This is a genomic window from Thalassospira sp., from assembly GCF_002709775.1.
In the GTDB taxonomy this organism is placed as follows: domain Bacteria; phylum Pseudomonadota; class Alphaproteobacteria; order Rhodospirillales; family Thalassospiraceae; genus Thalassospira.
Genome location: NZ_PAQR01000002.1, coordinates 1 through 17,353 on the forward strand (window position 1 = coordinate 1; position 17,353 = coordinate 17,353).

The window sequence follows — 17,353 nt, forward strand, 5'->3', positions numbered from 1 at the left end:
CGTTGCGGCGAATGCGCTTCTTGGCCGATTTATGGTGAGCCATTGCGAACCTGTCTCTTCAAACAAATGTTACGTAATTCGGAGCGCGGCTTATAGCTCTGTCCGAAACCCTCGTCAACCCCCGATACAGCCATAACGCCTCAATTTCTGCGGCTTCTGAGTCTTTTGCCCCGCAAGGCAGATATGCAGGCACGGAATCGGGGGTCAAGTTGACCGCTGATTAAACAATCAACGGTGCTTGAACTCTGCCTTGCGCTTCTCGCTAAAGGCTTTCATGCCCTCGGCGCGATCTTCGAGTGCGAAGGTCGAATGGAATTCGCGACGCTCGAACATCAGGCCTTCGGTCAGGGTCATTTCATAGGCCTTGTTGACCGATTCCTTGACCTTCATCGAAACCGGGCCCGAGAAGCAGGCGATCTTTTCGGCCAGCTGCAGCGCTTCGTCGAGAAGCGAGTCGGCCGGAACGATTCGCGCGACCAGGCCGGCACGTTCCGCTTCTTCGGCATCCATCATACGTCCAGTCAGGCACATTTCCATCGCCTTGGACTTGCCAACTGCGCGCGTCAGGCGCTGGGTGCCGCCGGCACCGGGGATGGTGCCGATGGTGATTTCCGGCTGACCGAACTTGGCGGTGTCAGCTGCAATCATGATGTCGCACATCATCGCCATTTCACAGCCACCGCCAAGTGCGAATCCGGCGACTGCGGCAATGGTCGGCTTGCGGCAGGATGCAACGCGCGTCCAGCCTTTGGTGATGAAGTCGTTTTTGTAGACATCCATATAGTCGTAATCGGCCATTTCCTTGATGTCGGCACCGGCCGCAAAGGCCCGTTCCGACCCGGTAATGACAATCGCACGGATGTCTTCATCGGATTCGAAATCATCAAGTGCCGCACCAATATCCTTAATCAGCGCATCACACAGCGCATTGAGCGCCTTGGGGCGGTTAAGCGTGATCAGGCCGACATTGCCCTTTTTCTCGGCGATGATGTTTTCATAAGACATGCAAGTGATCCTTTATTCGCTGTTCGGTCCGTGGGACTCCGGTGCGGATTCCTGTGGCGTGATTGGACCGATTCGGCTGAAACCATATTTTGATACTGTTTTACCGATTTTACCCGCGCGCCGCAACCGAACCTGTCAGTGATTTTGCCAAGCCCGAATGCCGGCATGGCTTGGAGATATGCCACCCCGTCAGAATGACGTTACAGCAGTCTGGCACATCCGCCAGCAAAGATGGTGTGGCGATACGAAGACGGTTTGATGACGCGGCTTATTTCTGGCAGCTGGGACAGAAGAAGGTCGACCGCCCGGCCTGCACGATGCGTTCGATCGTGGCATCACAGCCATCGGCAATGCAGGTTTCACCTTCGCGGCCATAGACGCGGAAATTGTGCTGGAAATAGCCAAGCTCGCCATCGCTTTGGCGATAGTCTTTAAGGCTTGAGCCGCCAGCGGCAATTGCATCTTCAAGGACAAGGCGAATTTCGCGGTAAAGCCGTTCGATCTCGCCAGGTTTGAGATCCTTTGCCAGACGGTCCGGGGCAATGCCGGATCGAAACAGCGCTTCGCAGACATATATATTGCCAAGACCGGCGACCAGTTTCTGATCCAGCAACACGGTCTTGATCGGGCTTGCGCGTTTGGCGATGCCCGCGGCCAACACCGTGGCGTTAAAGGCATTGCCAAGTGGCTCCGGCCCGATGCCCGCCAGCATCTTGTGGGTTGCGACCTCATCCCCATTGATCAGGGTAATCACGCCAAAGCGCCGCGGATCGTTAAACCGCACCACCGCCCCGTCGTCCATGACGAAATCGACATGATCGTGCTTGCCCGGTTCAGGCACTCCCACAGCCGGATCATTGTGGATGGTCATGCGGCCGGACATGCCAAGATGGACCAGCAACACCTGACCATCATCAAGATAGCCGAGGATGTATTTCGCCCGCCGGGTCAGCTGATTGATGCGGCGCCCGGCCATGCGGTCGACAAAGCCATCGGGAAACGGAAACCGCAGGTTTGCGCGCCGCTGCACGACATGATCGACAACCTGTCCTTCCATGACGGGTGTCAGACCACGGGTAACTGTTTCGACCTCTGGCAATTCGGGCATGTCTGGAACTCATATAAAGAACGGTGTTTCACTTTCTAGACCAGCACTTGCAGGCAATTCAACGACTGAAATCAATCCCACTGGACGCGTACGCGCAAAGCCATATGATGTGCGCTGTTTTGACAGACTGTATCGCCCCCACCGTACAGTCGCGCCCCTTTGTGAAAGCCCCCCGATGGAATTTGGTTTTGATCTTCTTCTGATCCTGTTTGCAGTTGCCACCTTTGCCGGCTTTGTCGATGCGATTGCCGGGGGTGGAGGGTTGATTACCATCCCGGCCCTGCTGTGGGCGGGTGTGAGCCCGGCCCAGGCATTGGCGACCAACAAGCTGCAAGGCAGCTTTGGCAGTTTCAGCGCATCGCTTAATTTCATTCGCAAGGGACATGTTAATCCGCGCGATATGGTGCTGGCGATTGTTCTGACCTTTGCCGGGTCGGCGGTCGGCACGGTTCTGGTGCAGATGCTCGACCCCGGCATTCTGATGACCATCCTGCCGGCTCTTTTGATCCTGATTGCGCTTTATTTCCTGTTTTCGCCACGCGTGGGCGACATTGATGCGCATCAGATCATCGGCAAGACGACCTTTGCCTTTACCGCCGGGTTTGCCATCGGTTTTTATGACGGCTTTTTCGGGCCGGGTACCGGGTCGTTCTTTTCCATCGCCTTTGTCGCCCTGCTTGGTTTCAACATGACCAAGGCAACCGCCCACACCAAGATCCTGAACTTCACGTCGAACTTTGCGTCGCTTGTGATGTTTATCGCCGGGGGTGAGGTCGTCTGGATTGTCGGTGGTGCTATGGCCGTGGGTGCCTTGATCGGCGCGCAGATCGGATCGCATATGGTGATGAAGGTGGGTGCGCGTCTGGTACGACCGCTGCTTGTCGTCACCTCGATTGCGATATCGATCAAGCTGATCATTGATCAGTACGGCACGACCATCAGCCAAAGCTGGGATCAGGTGCGCCATTGGATCGGATAGTTAAGCCTGCAGCGGACAAAAGAAAAACCCGTCAGCCCCATGGTTGACGGGTTTTGTATTTGATCAGGCACCTAACTCAGGCGCTGGCACCGCTTTCGGCAAAGACTTCGTCGCGACGATCCAAAAGATGGCTCCAGACTGTGCATAGCAGGGCCAGAACCGCAATCGCGGCCCCCAGCCACGGGATATGCTGATAGGAAACGCCCTGGGTAATGGCGATACCGCCAAACCAGGCACCCGCCGCATTGCCGAGGTTAAAGGCCCCCTGATTAAGGGTGGAGGCCAGGTTGGGCGCATCGGATGCCTCGTTCACCACGCGCATCTGAAGCGGGGAGACCAGCGCAAAGGCCACCACACCCCAAAGCACCACGGTTGCGACGGCCGGAATGACCGAGCTTAGCGTTTCGGTAAACATGGCAAGGATCGCGATCAGCAGCACAAAGGCGATGATGATCGCAGGCATCAAACGCCAATCGCCCAGACGCCCACCAATATAGTTACCCAGCGTCAAGCCAACCCCGAACAGCAACAGGACATAGGTGACCTGACGCGGGGTGATGCCGGTAATTTCCTGAAGCATCGGGGTGATATAGGTAAAGACGCTAAACAGGCTGGCCGCAGAGAGCACAGAGATCAGCATCGCCAGCAGAACCTGCGGCTTGCCAAGTGATTTTGCTTCAAGCAACAGGCTTCCGGTCGAGGCGGCAATCTTGCGCGGAAGCGCAATATAAAGGGCACCCGCAGCAAAGACACCAATCGCCACCACTGCCCAGAAGGTCGAGCGCCAGCCAAGTTCCTGACCAAGGGCGGTGCCAAACGGCACACCCAAGACATTGGCCAAAGTCAGGCCGGAAAACATCAGGGCAATCGCCTGCACGCGTTTATGGGGTGCGACAAGGTTGGAGGCCACAACCGCCCCCAGACCAAAGAACGCGCCATGGCAGAAGGCCGTAACCACACGGGCCGCCATCAGAAGCCAGTAATCCGGGGCAATCGCACAGAGGAAGTTGCCGAGGATAAAGATCGAGATCAGCAGCAGCAAAGCGCGACGGCGGTCCATCCGCGCCGTGGCAATCGCCAGAAACGGCGCGCCAAAGGTCACGCCCAGTGCGTAACCCGTCACCAGCAAGCCCGCATCGGGAATGCTGACGCCAAGATCAAGCGCAACATCGGGCAGAAGCCCCATGATGACAAACTCGGTCGTGCCGATCCCGAAAGACGCAAGAGCGAGCGCCAGAATCGGCAGGTTCCCGAAAAATCCGGGGCGGGTGGCGGTATTCGTCATGTCAGAATATCCAGAACAACGTTGGCGCGGGCAATAGCTTTGGATCAGGTGACGCAGGCTGCTCGGCCAAACTTTTGTGCAACTGCGAGATACGCATCATGCACCAATTATTGAAACGATTCAATTCTGAGATAATGTCTGGCGCAAATCCATCGCGAAATTTGCATGGCAGCTTGTCACCGCCCGACCACATCAGACGCTGGACAAGCTGCACGCTTTTACGATGCAGGACGAAGAATCAGGAGAGTTCGGCGACGATTTTTTGCGCTGCGGCAACGGGGTCATCGGCCTTGGTGATCGGACGGCCAATTACCAGAACGTCACTGCCCATGGCGACCGCATCAGCCGGGGTGACAATGCGTTTCTGATCGTCACTTGCGGCCCAGCTTGGACGAATACCTGGCGTAATCAGTTTGAAGTCGGGACCAAGGGCCTTGCGCACCGGGGTGATTTCCTGTGCGGAGCAGACAACCCCATCGAGGCCCGCCTTCTGGGTCAGTTCGGCCAGTTTGACGACGCGTTCTTCGATCGGGCCTTTCAGGCCGACATCATCAAGATCGCCCTGATCCATGCTGGTCAGGATGGTGACCGCAATCACCCATGGCACCTCAACACCGGCCTTGTCGGCAGCTTCGCGCGCCGCATCACCTGCACGTTTCATCATTTCCAGACCGCCGGCCGCGTGGACATTGACGATCTTAAGGCCCAGCGGCGTTACCGCGCGCACCGCGCCCGCAACCGTATTGGGGATATCGTGATATTTGACATCGAGGAAGATCGGCATGCCGGCCTTGGCAACCGCCTTGACGCCCTGTGGCCCGTGGGCAGCGAAGAATTCCTTGCCCAGCTTGGCCCCGCCAATAATGCCCGACAGACTTGATGCCAGCGAGATCGCATGATCAAGGTCGGTGGTATCAATCGCACAGAAAATACGGTCTTTGGCGGCAAGGGTCTGGGTCATGCGGTCCTCCATCAAACGGGCGGTGGCAAACGGTAGTGGGCTGGCAGTTTCTTGGCCCACATCCGTTAAAAGAACTGGCAGAAGGACTGGCAGATTTCCCTGCGCGGGCGGACCGGACATGGCTTAGCCGATTTGGGCGCAAAGGCCAATGTCAAATCGGGCGGTTATCCTGCAACGGCGCCATGCACCGGATCACCAGCGCGCAACCGAGTCCTGGCTCCAGACAGCAAAAGGGCCCCGAAACGGAGCCCTTCAAATCGCCTAGCTGTGGCCAATCGCCTTTTGGTCGGTATTTGGCGTGGCGAGCGTTGGATCGTCGGTCTTGATGCGCTTGAGCTCGCTATCCATGCGGCGTGCTGCCCGGCGATGCTTGCCCTGAAGCAACCATTCAAAGGCAAAGCCGATGCCAAGCCCGATCAACAGTGCAACCATGATCGGCAGGAACAGCGGCAGATCGACTTCAAACGGCAAGGGCCAGAGCGAAATCGTTACCAAAGCCCGGTTGGACACAGCGAAGACCGCAATCAATACGGCAAGCGGAATGGAAATAATCCAGTACAGGAAGCGCATTCTTAAGCTCCTTGTGCCGCGCCTTGCCATCCCGAAAACGGGACGGGTCAGAACCCGGCAGCAGGTCACGTTTGATCAATGTTCTGATCAGTATGGGGCAAGAACCGGACAAATGCCATGGTGACGGTCACACAGTTTTTGTGTGTCCCACACAGGCAGACTGGATCGGACGGGTTGCGGGTGACGCAAATGCGAGACACGCCCGATCGCCGGTCGGAAACAGATCAGGCAGGGATCAGTTCAAACGTTCGCGAAGCTGTTTGCCGGTTTTGAAATAGGGAACCTTTTTCTCACCGACAGGGACGGCATCCCCGGTACGCGGGTTACGGCCGACACGGGCGTCGCGCTGTTTTACGGAAAATGCGCCAAAGCCGCGAAGCTCGACCCGGTCGCCGCGCGCAAGCGCGTCGGTGATCTCGTCAAAGATCGTGGCGACAATCCGCTCAACGTCGCGCTGATAGAGATGCGGGTTCATCTCCGCAAGGCGGGCAATCAATTCAGATTTTGTCATTTCCAGGCCCCATCCTGTTGGTGCTGACAGTCTCACTCAACCACGGATTAGATTATATCTTAGAGAAGCTATCACTCAGGTTGCCAGACCGTCAGCAAACCGTCAAGTTTAAGCCCCTCAGATGACAGCACTTTTCCAAGGTTTCCCTCAAGAACAGCACTCATAAAATCGTCTTCCGGGTATTCGATTTCAAGCGGCACTACCTGCGCATCCGTCGTGACACCGGCTTCCTCTTCGAGCCAGCGCAAGGCTTCACGACGGCCTCCAATTTCGTCAATCAGTCCGTTCGCCACCGCCTGCTGACCGGTATAAACCCGGCCATCGGCAAGGGTGGTCACGGTATCCACCGGCATATCGCGGCGGGTTGCAACCATCTCAACAAACACGTCAAACATGTCCGAAATCAGGCCCTGCATGGCCGATTTTGCAACATCATCAACGGGTTCGAACGGATTGGGTGCAGCTTTCAGCGGACCGCTTTTCACGGTCAGCGGTTCAACACCGAGTTTCTCAAGGGTTCCATTGAAATTCATCGACTGGAAAATCACCCCGATCGACCCGGTAATTGTCCCACGGCGGGCAATGATGTGGTCCGCGGCAATCGCGGTCATGTAACCGCCGGACGCCGCAACCGTCCCCATTTCAGCAACAATCGGACGGGTTTCCCCGATCCGGCGCAGCGCTTCAAACAGCGTTTCGCCGCCAACCATGGTGCCGCCCGGGCTGTTGATATGAACAATCACCCCGACAACGTCGCTGTCTTCTTCGATCGCGCTGAGCGCATCCAGAAGATAGGGATCTTCGGTGATCACACCTTCGATGGTGACTTCAACAATCCGCGACCCGAGACCGCCAAGAACACTGTCCTTCACACCGGTGCCCGACAAGCCGACGACGATCACCGCAAGCACGGCAATCACCGCCACCACGCGCCAGCGAAAGATGGATTTTTTCAGTCGACGTCGATCAAGCAGAATATCGGCATCAAGCGCCATCAAGGTATTCCGGTTCTAATTGTTCAATCAAATACTTAGAAGAGTGTGACCCCTTAAACCTGTCTCTTCAAATGGTTTTTCTCTTCGCGGAAGGCAAGAACAAAAAGCGTTTAAAATCAAAATTTTCGCGAAAAACACCGATATCAGCAGAGTCGGCGGAAAAATCCGGCCCATAAACCTGATGATATACAATTTGGCGACCTGAAAGCGCCCACCTAGCGCATCAGGCGGGTGCGTTCCCGGACCGGTCAGCATCGGTCTGCTGCATCAGAATTCAGCATCAGACTGCGGCCGCAAAATCCGGACAAAAGAAAACGGGCCGCGCAAAGCGCGACCCGTCTTTTCGTTCTGCAATGTTGCAGAGCGTATTCCCGGAGGGTGGCTTATTCGCCGCCTTCCTGTTTCTTGCGCAGAGCTTCGCCGAGGATGTCACCGAGCGATGCACCGCTGTCTGCCGAACCGTAATCCGCCATTGCTTTCTTCTCGTCAGCAACTTCAAGAGCTTTGACAGAGAGGGAAACCTTGCGGGTTTTGGAGTCGATTGCGGTAACGCGTGCGTCGACTTTTTCACCAACTGCAAAGCGTTCCGGACGCTGTTCAGAACGCTCGCGCGCCAGCTCAGCTTTACGGATGAAGCCTTTGAGTTCGGTGTCGCCAACAGAAACCTCGATGCCACCGTCGTTAACTTCGGTAACTTCACAGGTTACAGCGTCGCCACGTTTGATACCGACAACGGCATCTTTGAACGGATCGCCAGCAAGCTGTTTGATGCCGAGCGAGATGCGTTCTTTTTCGACGTCAACGTCAAGAACCTTGGCTTTGACGATGTCGCCTTTTTTGTATTCCTTGATGACTTCTTCACCAGCGCGGTCCCATGACAGGTCCGAAAGGTGAGCCATACCGTCGATACCGCCCATGAGGCCGATGAACAGACCGAATTCGGTGATGTTCTTGACTTCGCCTTCGATCTCGGACTCGACCGGATGAGCTGCCAGGAAGGCATCCCACGGGTTCGAGGTGCACTGCTTGAGGCCAAGCGAGATACGACGCTTCTGGGCATCGACGTCGAGCACCATGACTTCGACTTCCTGCGAGGTCGAAACGATTTTGCCCGGGTGGATGTTTTTCTTGGTCCAGGACATTTCGGAAACGTGGACCAGGCCTTCGACACCAGCTTCGAGTTCGACGAATGCGCCGTAATCGGTGATGTTGGTGACACGACCTTCGAACTTCGAACCGACCGGGTATTTGGCTTCGACACCTTCCCACGGATCAGCTTCAAGCTGCTTCATGCCAAGCGAGATACGCTGGGTTTCGCTGTTGAAGCGGATAACCTGGACTTTAACAGTCTGGCCGATCTGAAGGGCTTCGGACGGATGGTTGATACGTTTCCAAGCGATGTCGGTAACGTGCAGCAGGCCGTCAACGCCGCCGAGATCGACGAACGCGCCGTAATCGGTGATGTTTTTGACAACGCCGTCAAGAACCTGACCTTCCTGAAGGTTCTGGATCAGTTCAGCACGCTGTTCTGCACGGGTCTCTTCGAGAACGGCACGACGCGAAACAACGATGTTGCCGCGCGAACGATCCATTTTCAGGATCTGGAACGGCTGCGGGTTGTTCATCAGCGGGGTGACGTCACGAACCGGACGGATATCAACCTGGGAACCCGGAAGGAACGCAACTGCGCCCGACAGGTCAACGGTGAAGCCGCCTTTAACACGACCAAAGATGGTGCCGTCGACGCGTTTGCCTTCGGAGAACTGTTTTTCCAGCTCAACCCAAGCTTCTTCGCGGCGCGCTTTTTCGCGCGACAGGACGATCAGGCCATCCTTGTTTTCATAGCGGTCGACATAAACATCAACGGTATCGCCAATGTTTACTTCGCCTGCGCCAAATTCTTTAAGCGGAACGCGGCCTTCGGATTTCAGGCCGACATCGACGATGGCATCATCGTCAGTTTTTTTAACGACCGAACCGGTCATTACGCGGCCAACAAAACCTTCGTCTTCAGAACCAAGGGTTTCAGCCAGCAGGGCGGCAAAATCTTCGCCAGTCGAGAATTGTGCTTCTTCAGCGGTGGTCATAAACCAGACTTCCTTTCGAGTATCGTCACTATATTCTGGCCAACCGGTTGTGTCCGGTGGTCTTTGCCGCAAAATCGCGGCGATGTGTCATTCACTGTTCAAACCCGAACGCATGTGAAGGCGAACCTTCCATACACGAAAAGGTGAACGCACAAGTCGTTCACCTTAGGGACAGGCCATGTGACCGGTACCTCGGGATCGTTCAACGCCTGACGGTTAAAACGCCTTTTGATCAGTCATCCGCACCCATATGGGTATGGATATGTGCCATGACGGCATCAAACACTGCGTTGGCATTCAGACGGTCCGTATCAATATGGATTGCGTCATCTGCCATCTTGAGCGGTGCGACATCGCGAGCACTGTCTCGGGCATCCCGTTCTTCAAGCTCTTTAAGAACGCGCTCGTATATAGCAGCGGGATTTTTTTCCTGCAACTGTTTGAACCGACGGTTTGCACGTTCTTCCACACTCGCTGTCAGGTAAAACTTGATCGGCGCGTCCGGGCAGACCACGGTTCCGATGTCACGTCCATCAAGAACCGCACCGCGTTTACCGCCCGGCGGGGTGGTGGCAAGGGTGCGTTGGAAATCAAGCAACACCTCGCGAACCCTTGGAATCGCTGCAACTTTTGAGGCGGCCGTGCCGACTTCCTCGCTGCGAAGCGCGTCACCTTCAAGATCGGCGGCACTGAGATTTTCTGCCGCACGAACCGCGACGGCTTCATCCGCCGGGTCGCCATTTTCGGCCAGAACTTTCGCACCGGTCGCACGATAAAGCAGGCCGGTATCCAGATAGGCATAGTCCATTGCCTCTGCGACTCGACGTGCCAAGGTCCCCTTGCCGGACGCGGCCGGCCCATCAATGGCGATGATCATATGGGTCACTCCCTGTGATTGATGCTGCTTATATAAGTGCCGGTCAGAATGGTCGCTGTGACTTACATCAGTGACTTATATATTGGTCGGCCCGATCAGGAATGCAGGGCAAATTTTGCGCCCATATCCCCCATCAGGGTTTCAAAGTTCGGGAAGCTTGTCGCAATCGGGTTGGCATCATCGACCGCAACCGGCTTTTCAGCGCCAAGACCCAGAACCAGGAACGACATCGCAATACGATGATCAAGATGGGTTTCCACCATGCCACCGCCCGGCACCACACCGCCGGTAACGATCAGATCATCGCCTTCGATCCGGTGGATCACGCCATTGGCTTCAAGACCGGCTGCCACCGCCGCCAGACGATCAGATTCCTTCACACGCAGCTCTTCAAGATCGCACATGCGGGTTTCACCGTCCGCATAGGCCGCAGCCACCGCAAGCACCGGATATTCATCAATCATCGACGGGGCGCGTTCGGCCGGAACGACAATGCCCTTGAGCCGGTTTTTGCCGGTCACCACCAGATCGCCGATGGTTTCACCAGCTTCTTCACGCTCGTTGGTGATGGTGATGTCGCCGCCCATTTCAACAAGGGTGGTGATCAGACCGGTGCGCAGCGGGTTCAGGCATACGTCACGAATGGTAACGTTGCTGTCTGGGTTGATCAGGGCCGCAACCAAGGGGAAAGCGGCCGAGCTTGGGTCGGTCGGAACGACAATGTCGGCAGCCTTCATTTCGACCGGACCGGTCAGGCTGACGGTGCGACCGCCATCGTCATTGACCTTCACATCAACATCCACGCCAAAGTGACGCAGCATGCGTTCGGTATGATCGCGCGACGGTTTGGGTTCGATCACGGTGGTGGTGCCCGTCGTATTCAGACCCGCCAGCATCACGGCCGACTTCACCTGCGCAGATGCCATCGGCAGGGTATAGGTCACGGGCTTTGCCTCATCCGTGCCAATCACTGCCATCGGCGGACGACCACGATCACGGGTGATGAATTGCGCGCCAAATTCGGAAAGCGGATCGGCAACACGGCCCATCGGACGTTTGCAGAGCGACGCGTCACCCGTGAAGAACGTCGTGATCGGATGGGTGGCAACGATGCCGGCCATCAGACGAATGCCGGTTCCGGCATTGCCCATGTCAATCACGCTATCGGGTTCACGCAGTGCGCCAACACCAACACCGGTCACATGCCAGGTGCCATCGTCATCGCGGGTGACGGTTGCGCCCAGCTTGCGCATGGCGTCTGCGGTTGCCAGAACGTCTTCGCCTTCGAGCAGACCGGTGACCTTGGTCGTACCGATTGCCAGACCACCAAACATCAGGGAGCGATGGGAAATGGATTTGTCACCCGGAACCCGGATATCACCCGAAAGCGGCCCGGCCTTGGCCGAGGAAAGCGGGCGTTTGGTTTGCGAAGAACTCATGGGCGCGTACCTGCCAGTCACTGTTTTACCATCAACAAAATCGCTGATTGAAAACCCACTGCGCAGCGGCCATGTTTTCAGGCGCGCGCGGGCCTTTCAATCAGGGGACCAATGCTCTAGCACAAGCGGTTGGCAGGCACCAGTATCGAACCCGAAATTCGGTATGGGAATTTGCATCAATGTGAGGCAAATTTAACCCAGCACCCTACCAAAGGTAAAAACGCGCAATTTCCTTTTGACAAGGGGTCAACAAGATGGCAATTGGGCCTTTCGGACAAGACGCTGTGCGCAGCCTTGCTGCGCGTTTGCGACACACAGTCTTTTTCTTAATTGATAACGGTAATTAAGAGGATTTGCCGTAATGTCAGCACGCGGTAAGAAACGTCACTGCCTCGCTTGTGGTACCAAGTATTACGACTTGAACCGGACCCCGGTTGTCTGCCCGAAATGCAAAACGCCTGACGGGGTAACCAAGGTCAAGAAATCCGCTGTTGCCAAACCGGCACCGGAAGAAGACGAAGACGTCGATGACGTCAACGATCTTGACGATGATACCGATGTCGATGTCGACGATGATATTCTCGAAGATGCTTCCGATCTTGGCGAAGATGATGATGATCTTGGCGAAGTCTATGAGCATGTCGAATCAGACGACGACGATCGCTAAGAAATTTTGAAAAAGGGTCTTGCCAACATTTGGCGAACCTTCTAAATATGCGCCGCGCCGCAGAGCCTGCTTGCCAGACTGCGTCGCGGACAAAGTGGGGCCGTAGCTCAGTTGGGAGAGCGCTACAATGGCATTGTAGAGGTCGTCAGTTCGATCCTGATCGGCTCCACCATTCAAAACCCGTTGCCTTTGGCGACGGGTTTTGTCGTTTTAGGGTCTGACATACCCCATCATAACGACCACCAAGGGAGAGAAAGATGAGCAAAGTCTGGACCGTTTATTTGTCGGGCGAAATTCACAGTGACTGGCGCGAGCGCATTGAAACGGGTGTGAAAGAAGCTGGCCTTCCGGTCGAGCTGGTAGCACCGATCACCGTGCATGAAGATTCAGATGATTGCGGCGTTGCCGTGTTTGGCGCGGAAGACAACAAGTTCTGGCACGACCGCAAGGGCGCGCAGCTCAACGCCATGCGCACGAAGACCTTGCTGGCAGAGTCCGACCTTGCCGTCATCCGCTTTGGCGAGAAATACAAGCAATGGAATGCGGCCTTTGATGCCGGTCAGGCGTCCGCCCTTGGCATTCCTTATATTACGCTGCACCCCGCCGAGCATGATCATGCGCTTAAGGAAGTTGATGGTGCGGCCAATGGTGTTGCCCGCGAACCCGAACAGGTGGTTGCGGCACTTGCCTATATCATCCGTGGTGATATGCCCAAGGCGTAAGCCAAAACGTTTACAACCGGGCCTTAGGCCGATTTTTCGGCGAAGGCCCGGATGCGTTTGATGGCTTCGCGTAGTTCGTCGTCGGGCACGGTGAGGGCCACGCGGATCAGGTTTTTGGCGTTTTCGCCAAAGGATGCACCGGGCATGACCGCGACATTTTGAACATCAAGAAGTCCCCAGGCGAATTCTTCGCCATTCATGCCGGTGCTGCCGACATCGATCATGGCGAACATGCCACCTGATACCTTGCCCGGTTTCAGGACGGTGCAACCGGCAAGCTCGGTTTCGATCATGTCAACGCGGGCGGCGTAGCTTTTGCACATGCGTTTGGCAGTATCGAAATTGCCGCGAAGGGCGACCTCAGTCGCATCGGCGATGAAGGGCTGATTGCCAAACAGGATGGTCTCGGAAATCGGCAGCACCTTGGTGCAGAGTTCCGCGGGACCAGCGGCCCAGCCACTGCGAAAGCCGGTGGCGGCATAGGTTTTCGAGATCGAGGATGTGACGATGGTGCGATCACGCAGTTCTGCGATTTCAAGCGGGGATGCGAAGGTGCCTTCAAACACCAGATCTTCATAGACCTCGTCACAGACAATCCACAGATCATGTTCAATGGCGATCTTGCCAAGTTCGACCAGTGTTGCGCGATCAAGCAACGCGCCGGACGGATTGTGCGGCGTATTGAGCAGCAACACGCGGCTTTCGCTGGTGATGGCGGCGCGCAGATCATCCGGTTGCATGATAAAGCCATGCTCGATCGAGAGCGGAACGGATTGCAGTTCCGCGCCCGACGCGCGGATCACCCCGGCATAGGTCGCATAATAGGGATCGCCGACCAGCACCCCTTGCCCGGCATCCACAAGCGCGGTCATGACGGTATAAAGGGCGGTCTGCGTGCCCGGGAAACACAGGATGTTTTCGGGGGTAATTTCCGGCCAGACGGGTTTGTATTTTTCGACCAGTGCATCGAGCAACCCCACCTCACCGCGGCCATTGGAATAGTGGGTGCGCCCGCGCCGCATGGAGGCCTCGCACGCGTCAATCAGGGCCGGGTCGACGGGAATGTCAGGCTCGCCAATCGTCAGTTCGATGATTTTTGCCCCTTCGGCCTCGCGATCACGCGCGGTGTTATGAACGGCCCATTTCGCCCCGCCCAGTTCGGCAAGGCGATCGGTAATCTTGGCATATCTCATGACGGCTTACTTTGTTGTTCGCGGTGTGTCGGATGGCCGGTTGATTGAAGCGCAATATCGGGCACGGATAGCGCCCCGGCAGGCAATTCAAGCAGGCGTTCAGCAGCCCCCGTGATCAGGTCGGGCAGGATATCCTGGGCATAAAGACCAGAATTGATCGCCCCTTCCATCCAAAGGCCATCAATCAGGCCATTGAGCGCAATCGCATGGTTGCGGCAAATTGCCACGCTGTACGGGCAGCCGTGATGGATCAGGACCGGCTCGATCAGGGTTTCAAGGACGCTTAGAAATTCGCGGTAGCCATCACGGTGAATTTCGGCAAAACCCGGATCATGACGCACACGACCAATGAAGGTCGCCCACAGCGACACGGTTTCTTCGTCCATGTTCGGACGGGTCATGTTGGCGCGCAGGAAGCTTGCCAATTGGGCCTCGGGCGTGCCTTCGGCGGCACGTGCGCTTTCGCTGGCCTGCGCGGTTAACTGGCCGACCAGATAGGCATAGGCATTGCGGATCATGTCATCCTTGCTGCCGAAATAATGGCGCACCAGCCCGACAGTGACCCCGGCTTCCTCGGTAATCCGGCGCACCGATGCCCCGTGCAGACCGTGGCGGGCAACACAGGTCAGCGTTGCCTCCATCAAACTGCGGCGGCGCACATCAAGCGACAGGCGTTGAAATGTTTTTCGGCTCATTCCCGGTTCCCGAAAGGCTGACGGATCGTGTGCCGACAGCTTTGCCTTCGCACACTGTTATACAATTGATTAATTTTAATCGGGTTTCAAGACTGCAATCGGATTTACCCAACCCGACCAAGCTGCTCAGTAGCCCTGCCCGCGGCTAATCGCCAGGCTGAGCGGTTGGCCTCTATGCAGCTCGCGTGCCGATTGCAAGGCTTGCTCGGCAACGATGCGCGGTGTTGTATCACTGGCGATATGCGGCGTGATACGCAGGCGCGGATCCGCCCAGAAAGGATGATCGGACGGCAGGGGTTCGGTGCGAAAGACATCAAGGGTCGCGCCACTGAGTTGTCCGCTATCAAGGGCGGCAACCAGATCATCCTCGACCAGATGTTCGCCGCGACCGATCTGGATCAGCCAGGCACCCATGGCGACTTTGGCAAACAGGTCGGCATCAAGGACATTTTCGGTTTCGTCCGTCAGTGGCAAGACGTTGATCACCACATCCTGACCCACGACGGATTTCAGAACCGAATCGTTGCCGGTGAAATAGTCCACGCCCTCAACCGGGTCGGTCGGCGCACGGCGACAGGCGACCGAGACGCTAAAACCACATGCCGCCAACGCCTTGACAACACTGGCCCCCATGGAGCCGTGACCAAGTACCGCAACCTTGAGATCGCGCGGTGGGCGAATCGCAGGTGGCGCCCATTCCGCCTTGGCCTGACTTTGCTGCATCCGGGCGAAGCCACGTTCAACATGCACGACTTCATGGACCGCATAACCCGCCATCAGATCGGCCTGATTGGGATCGCGCACGCGGCAAATGGCGACGTCTTTGTTCAAGCCCGGATGTTTCAGCAAGGCATCCACCCCGGCCCCGACAGACATCGCCATTTCGATGTTGGGATAGGGCGAAAAGGCCGCTGGCCCCGGCAGCCAGCAGACGGCAAAGCGGATCAGATCCGGGTTGGTGACTTCATCAGGATTAAGCAGGCGGACATCAGGGGCCGCATCACCGAAATCAAGCGAGTAATAGCTTTTGAGATCCATCGCATCGCTAAGAAGAACACCATAAATTGGTTCTGCCGCCGCCATTCGTAAAAGCCCCCTGAACAGTCATTTTCAACGCTTTAGATCCCGCGTAGCGCACCCGGTTTACGGGCGCCGACACAAGAAAATTTGCGCTTTGGTTTCATCGTCAGTTAAACAAGTGTATATCAAAGAGTAAAGCCGTTTGATCAGATCACAGGAGGCCGGGATGCATATCGCGACACAAAAGGACGCCGAGAGCAGCGTCATGAGCGACCCAGATATCAGAGAGGCTGAAAAGCAGTGCCGGATTGAGCTGGCCGCCTGTTACCGGCTGGCCGCGCACTACAAGATGACCGATACGATCTATACCCACATTTCGGCCCGCGTGCCGGGCGAACCGGGGCACTTTCTGATCAATCCTTATGGCCTGATGTGGGAGGAAATTACCGCGTCCTCGCTGGTCAAGATCGATGTCGATGGCAACAAGGTCGCAGACAGCCCCTATCGGGTGAACCCGGCCGGCTTTACCATCCATAGTGCTGTGCATATCGGCCGCCATGATGCAGCCTGGGTGATGCATACCCACACGCGGTCGGGATTTGCGGTTTCGTGCCTTGAAGAAGGGCTGATGCCACTTAATCAGATCGCGCTGCAGTATTATGGCCAGATCGGCTATCACGATTATGAGGGCATCGCGCTTGATCTTGAAGAACGCGAGAGAATCGTTGAAGCGCTTGGCGACAACATCGCGCTGATCCTGCGCAATCATGGTCTTTTGACGGTGGGGGCAACCGCCGGACAAATGTTTTCCAATATGTTTTATCTAAACCGCGCGTGCGAGATTCAGGAGTCCACGCTGGCTATGGGTCGACCGCTTCGCAAGATCGATGATGCGGTGATCAAACGCGTCTCCGAACAGTTCAGCCAGATGGCCTATGACGATGGTGATGTGGCGCTTGAGTGGGACGCACAAATGCGCCTTGCCGACCGCCTGGACCCCGGTTTCCGCGATTAGGCTATTGCGCCAAAAGTTTTTTCTTTGATGAAGGCAGCTCCCTGACAATTCTAAATCATGGTTATCAGGGGAGTTGCGCTTAGTGATTTTATGTGAACGAAAATTGCGAACATGATCATACCCATCAAAATGATCACGAAAAATCTGCTGATTGGCCTCAACAAGAATCTGGCCGATGAAGGATCCTTTTCTGAATCTGAACGGCTTAAGAGTAGCAAAACGGC

Annotated in this window: 17 protein-coding genes and 1 tRNA gene; 5 read left to right on the plus strand and 13 right to left on the minus strand. The window is 56.3% G+C overall.

Going from position 1 to position 17,353, the window contains the following annotated elements:
- Positions 1 to 228: 228 nt before the first annotated feature.
- Positions 229 to 1,005 carry an enoyl-CoA hydratase gene (locus CMO10_RS00245; protein ID WP_297018268.1) on the minus strand — a complete coding sequence of 259 codons (777 nt, stop codon included), beginning with the start codon at positions 1,003 to 1,005 and terminating at the stop codon, positions 229 to 231.
- Positions 1,006 to 1,273: 268 nt separating this feature from the next.
- Positions 1,274 to 2,113 (minus strand): bifunctional DNA-formamidopyrimidine glycosylase/DNA-(apurinic or apyrimidinic site) lyase, encoded by an 840-nt coding sequence (mutM, locus tag CMO10_RS00250; protein WP_297018270.1) that lies wholly within the window; start codon positions 2,111 to 2,113, stop codon positions 1,274 to 1,276.
- Between the two features lie 175 nt (positions 2,114 to 2,288).
- On the opposite strand from mutM, the gene CMO10_RS00255 reads away from it, so the two are divergent.
- Positions 2,289 to 3,092 carry a TSUP family transporter gene (locus CMO10_RS00255; protein WP_297018273.1) on the plus strand — a complete coding sequence of 268 codons (804 nt, stop codon included), beginning with the start codon at positions 2,289 to 2,291 and terminating at the stop codon, positions 3,090 to 3,092.
- A gap of 76 nt (positions 3,093 to 3,168) precedes the next feature.
- On the opposite strand, the gene CMO10_RS00260 is transcribed toward CMO10_RS00255, so the two are convergent.
- The 8 genes from CMO10_RS00260 to aroA all read right to left on the minus strand — a co-directional run bounded on the left by CMO10_RS00260 (position 3,169) and on the right by aroA (position 11,817).
- Positions 3,169 to 4,377: an MFS transporter gene (locus CMO10_RS00260; RefSeq protein WP_297018276.1), complete on the minus strand. Its 1,209-nt coding sequence runs from the start codon at positions 4,375 to 4,377 to the stop codon at positions 3,169 to 3,171.
- A 238-nt stretch (positions 4,378 to 4,615) separates the two neighbouring features.
- The gene (gene pyrF, locus CMO10_RS00265) at positions 4,616 to 5,338 is read right to left on the minus strand and encodes an orotidine-5'-phosphate decarboxylase (RefSeq protein ID WP_297018279.1); all 723 of its coding nucleotides are present in this window, start codon (positions 5,336 to 5,338) and stop codon (positions 4,616 to 4,618) included.
- A 261-nt stretch (positions 5,339 to 5,599) separates the two neighbouring features.
- Positions 5,600 to 5,908 (minus strand): LapA family protein, encoded by a 309-nt coding sequence (locus tag CMO10_RS00270; protein ID WP_297018281.1) that lies wholly within the window; start codon positions 5,906 to 5,908, stop codon positions 5,600 to 5,602.
- 235 nt (positions 5,909 to 6,143) lie between these two features.
- The gene (gene ihfB, locus CMO10_RS00275; protein WP_044830114.1) at positions 6,144 to 6,419 is read right to left on the minus strand and encodes an integration host factor subunit beta; all 276 of its coding nucleotides are present in this window, start codon (positions 6,417 to 6,419) and stop codon (positions 6,144 to 6,146) included.
- 71 nt (positions 6,420 to 6,490) lie between these two features.
- A complete protein-coding gene (gene sppA, locus CMO10_RS00280; RefSeq protein WP_297018283.1) occupies positions 6,491 to 7,414 on the minus strand; it encodes a signal peptide peptidase SppA in 924 nt (307 codons plus the stop codon).
- 383 nt (positions 7,415 to 7,797) lie between these two features.
- The gene (gene rpsA, locus CMO10_RS00285) at positions 7,798 to 9,501 is read right to left on the minus strand and encodes a 30S ribosomal protein S1 (protein WP_044830112.1); all 1,704 of its coding nucleotides are present in this window, start codon (positions 9,499 to 9,501) and stop codon (positions 7,798 to 7,800) included.
- Between the two features lie 232 nt (positions 9,502 to 9,733).
- The gene (gene cmk, locus CMO10_RS00290) at positions 9,734 to 10,378 is read right to left on the minus strand and encodes a (d)CMP kinase (protein WP_297018285.1); all 645 of its coding nucleotides are present in this window, start codon (positions 10,376 to 10,378) and stop codon (positions 9,734 to 9,736) included.
- 95 nt (positions 10,379 to 10,473) lie between these two features.
- A complete protein-coding gene (gene aroA / locus CMO10_RS00295; protein WP_297018287.1) occupies positions 10,474 to 11,817 on the minus strand; it encodes a 3-phosphoshikimate 1-carboxyvinyltransferase in 1,344 nt (447 codons plus the stop codon).
- A gap of 361 nt (positions 11,818 to 12,178) precedes the next feature.
- On the opposite strand from aroA, the gene CMO10_RS00300 reads away from it, so the two are divergent.
- From CMO10_RS00300 to CMO10_RS00310, 3 genes are all read left to right on the plus strand, one after another.
- A complete protein-coding gene (locus tag CMO10_RS00300; protein ID WP_044830109.1) occupies positions 12,179 to 12,484 on the plus strand; it encodes an FYDLN acid domain-containing protein in 306 nt (101 codons plus the stop codon).
- A gap of 96 nt (positions 12,485 to 12,580) precedes the next feature.
- A tRNA-Ala gene (locus tag CMO10_RS00305) sits at positions 12,581 to 12,656 on the plus strand.
- Between the two features lie 85 nt (positions 12,657 to 12,741).
- The gene (locus CMO10_RS00310; RefSeq protein WP_297018290.1) at positions 12,742 to 13,206 is read left to right on the plus strand and encodes a YtoQ family protein; all 465 of its coding nucleotides are present in this window, start codon (positions 12,742 to 12,744) and stop codon (positions 13,204 to 13,206) included.
- Positions 13,207 to 13,229: 23 nt separating this feature from the next.
- Here CMO10_RS00310 and CMO10_RS00315 read toward each other — a convergent pair whose 3' ends face one another.
- The 3 genes from CMO10_RS00315 to CMO10_RS00325 all read right to left on the minus strand — a co-directional run bounded on the left by CMO10_RS00315 (position 13,230) and on the right by CMO10_RS00325 (position 16,177).
- Positions 13,230 to 14,399, minus strand: coding sequence for a pyridoxal phosphate-dependent aminotransferase (locus tag CMO10_RS00315; RefSeq protein ID WP_297018292.1), 1,170 nt, complete (start codon positions 14,397 to 14,399; stop codon positions 13,230 to 13,232).
- Entirely contained in the window at positions 14,396 to 15,094 is a 699-nt protein-coding gene (locus CMO10_RS00320) for a TetR family transcriptional regulator C-terminal domain-containing protein (RefSeq protein WP_297018293.1), read from the minus strand. Before CMO10_RS00320 ends, CMO10_RS00315 begins: the two co-directional genes overlap by 4 nt.
- Before the next feature lie 126 nt (positions 15,095 to 15,220).
- Positions 15,221 to 16,177, minus strand: coding sequence for an NAD(P)-dependent oxidoreductase (locus tag CMO10_RS00325; protein ID WP_297018295.1), 957 nt, complete (start codon positions 16,175 to 16,177; stop codon positions 15,221 to 15,223).
- Positions 16,178 to 16,340: 163 nt separating this feature from the next.
- On the opposite strand from CMO10_RS00325, the gene CMO10_RS00330 reads away from it, so the two are divergent.
- The gene (locus tag CMO10_RS00330) at positions 16,341 to 17,129 is read left to right on the plus strand and encodes a class II aldolase/adducin family protein (protein ID WP_297018296.1); all 789 of its coding nucleotides are present in this window, start codon (positions 16,341 to 16,343) and stop codon (positions 17,127 to 17,129) included.
- Positions 17,130 to 17,353: the final 224 nt, after the last annotated feature.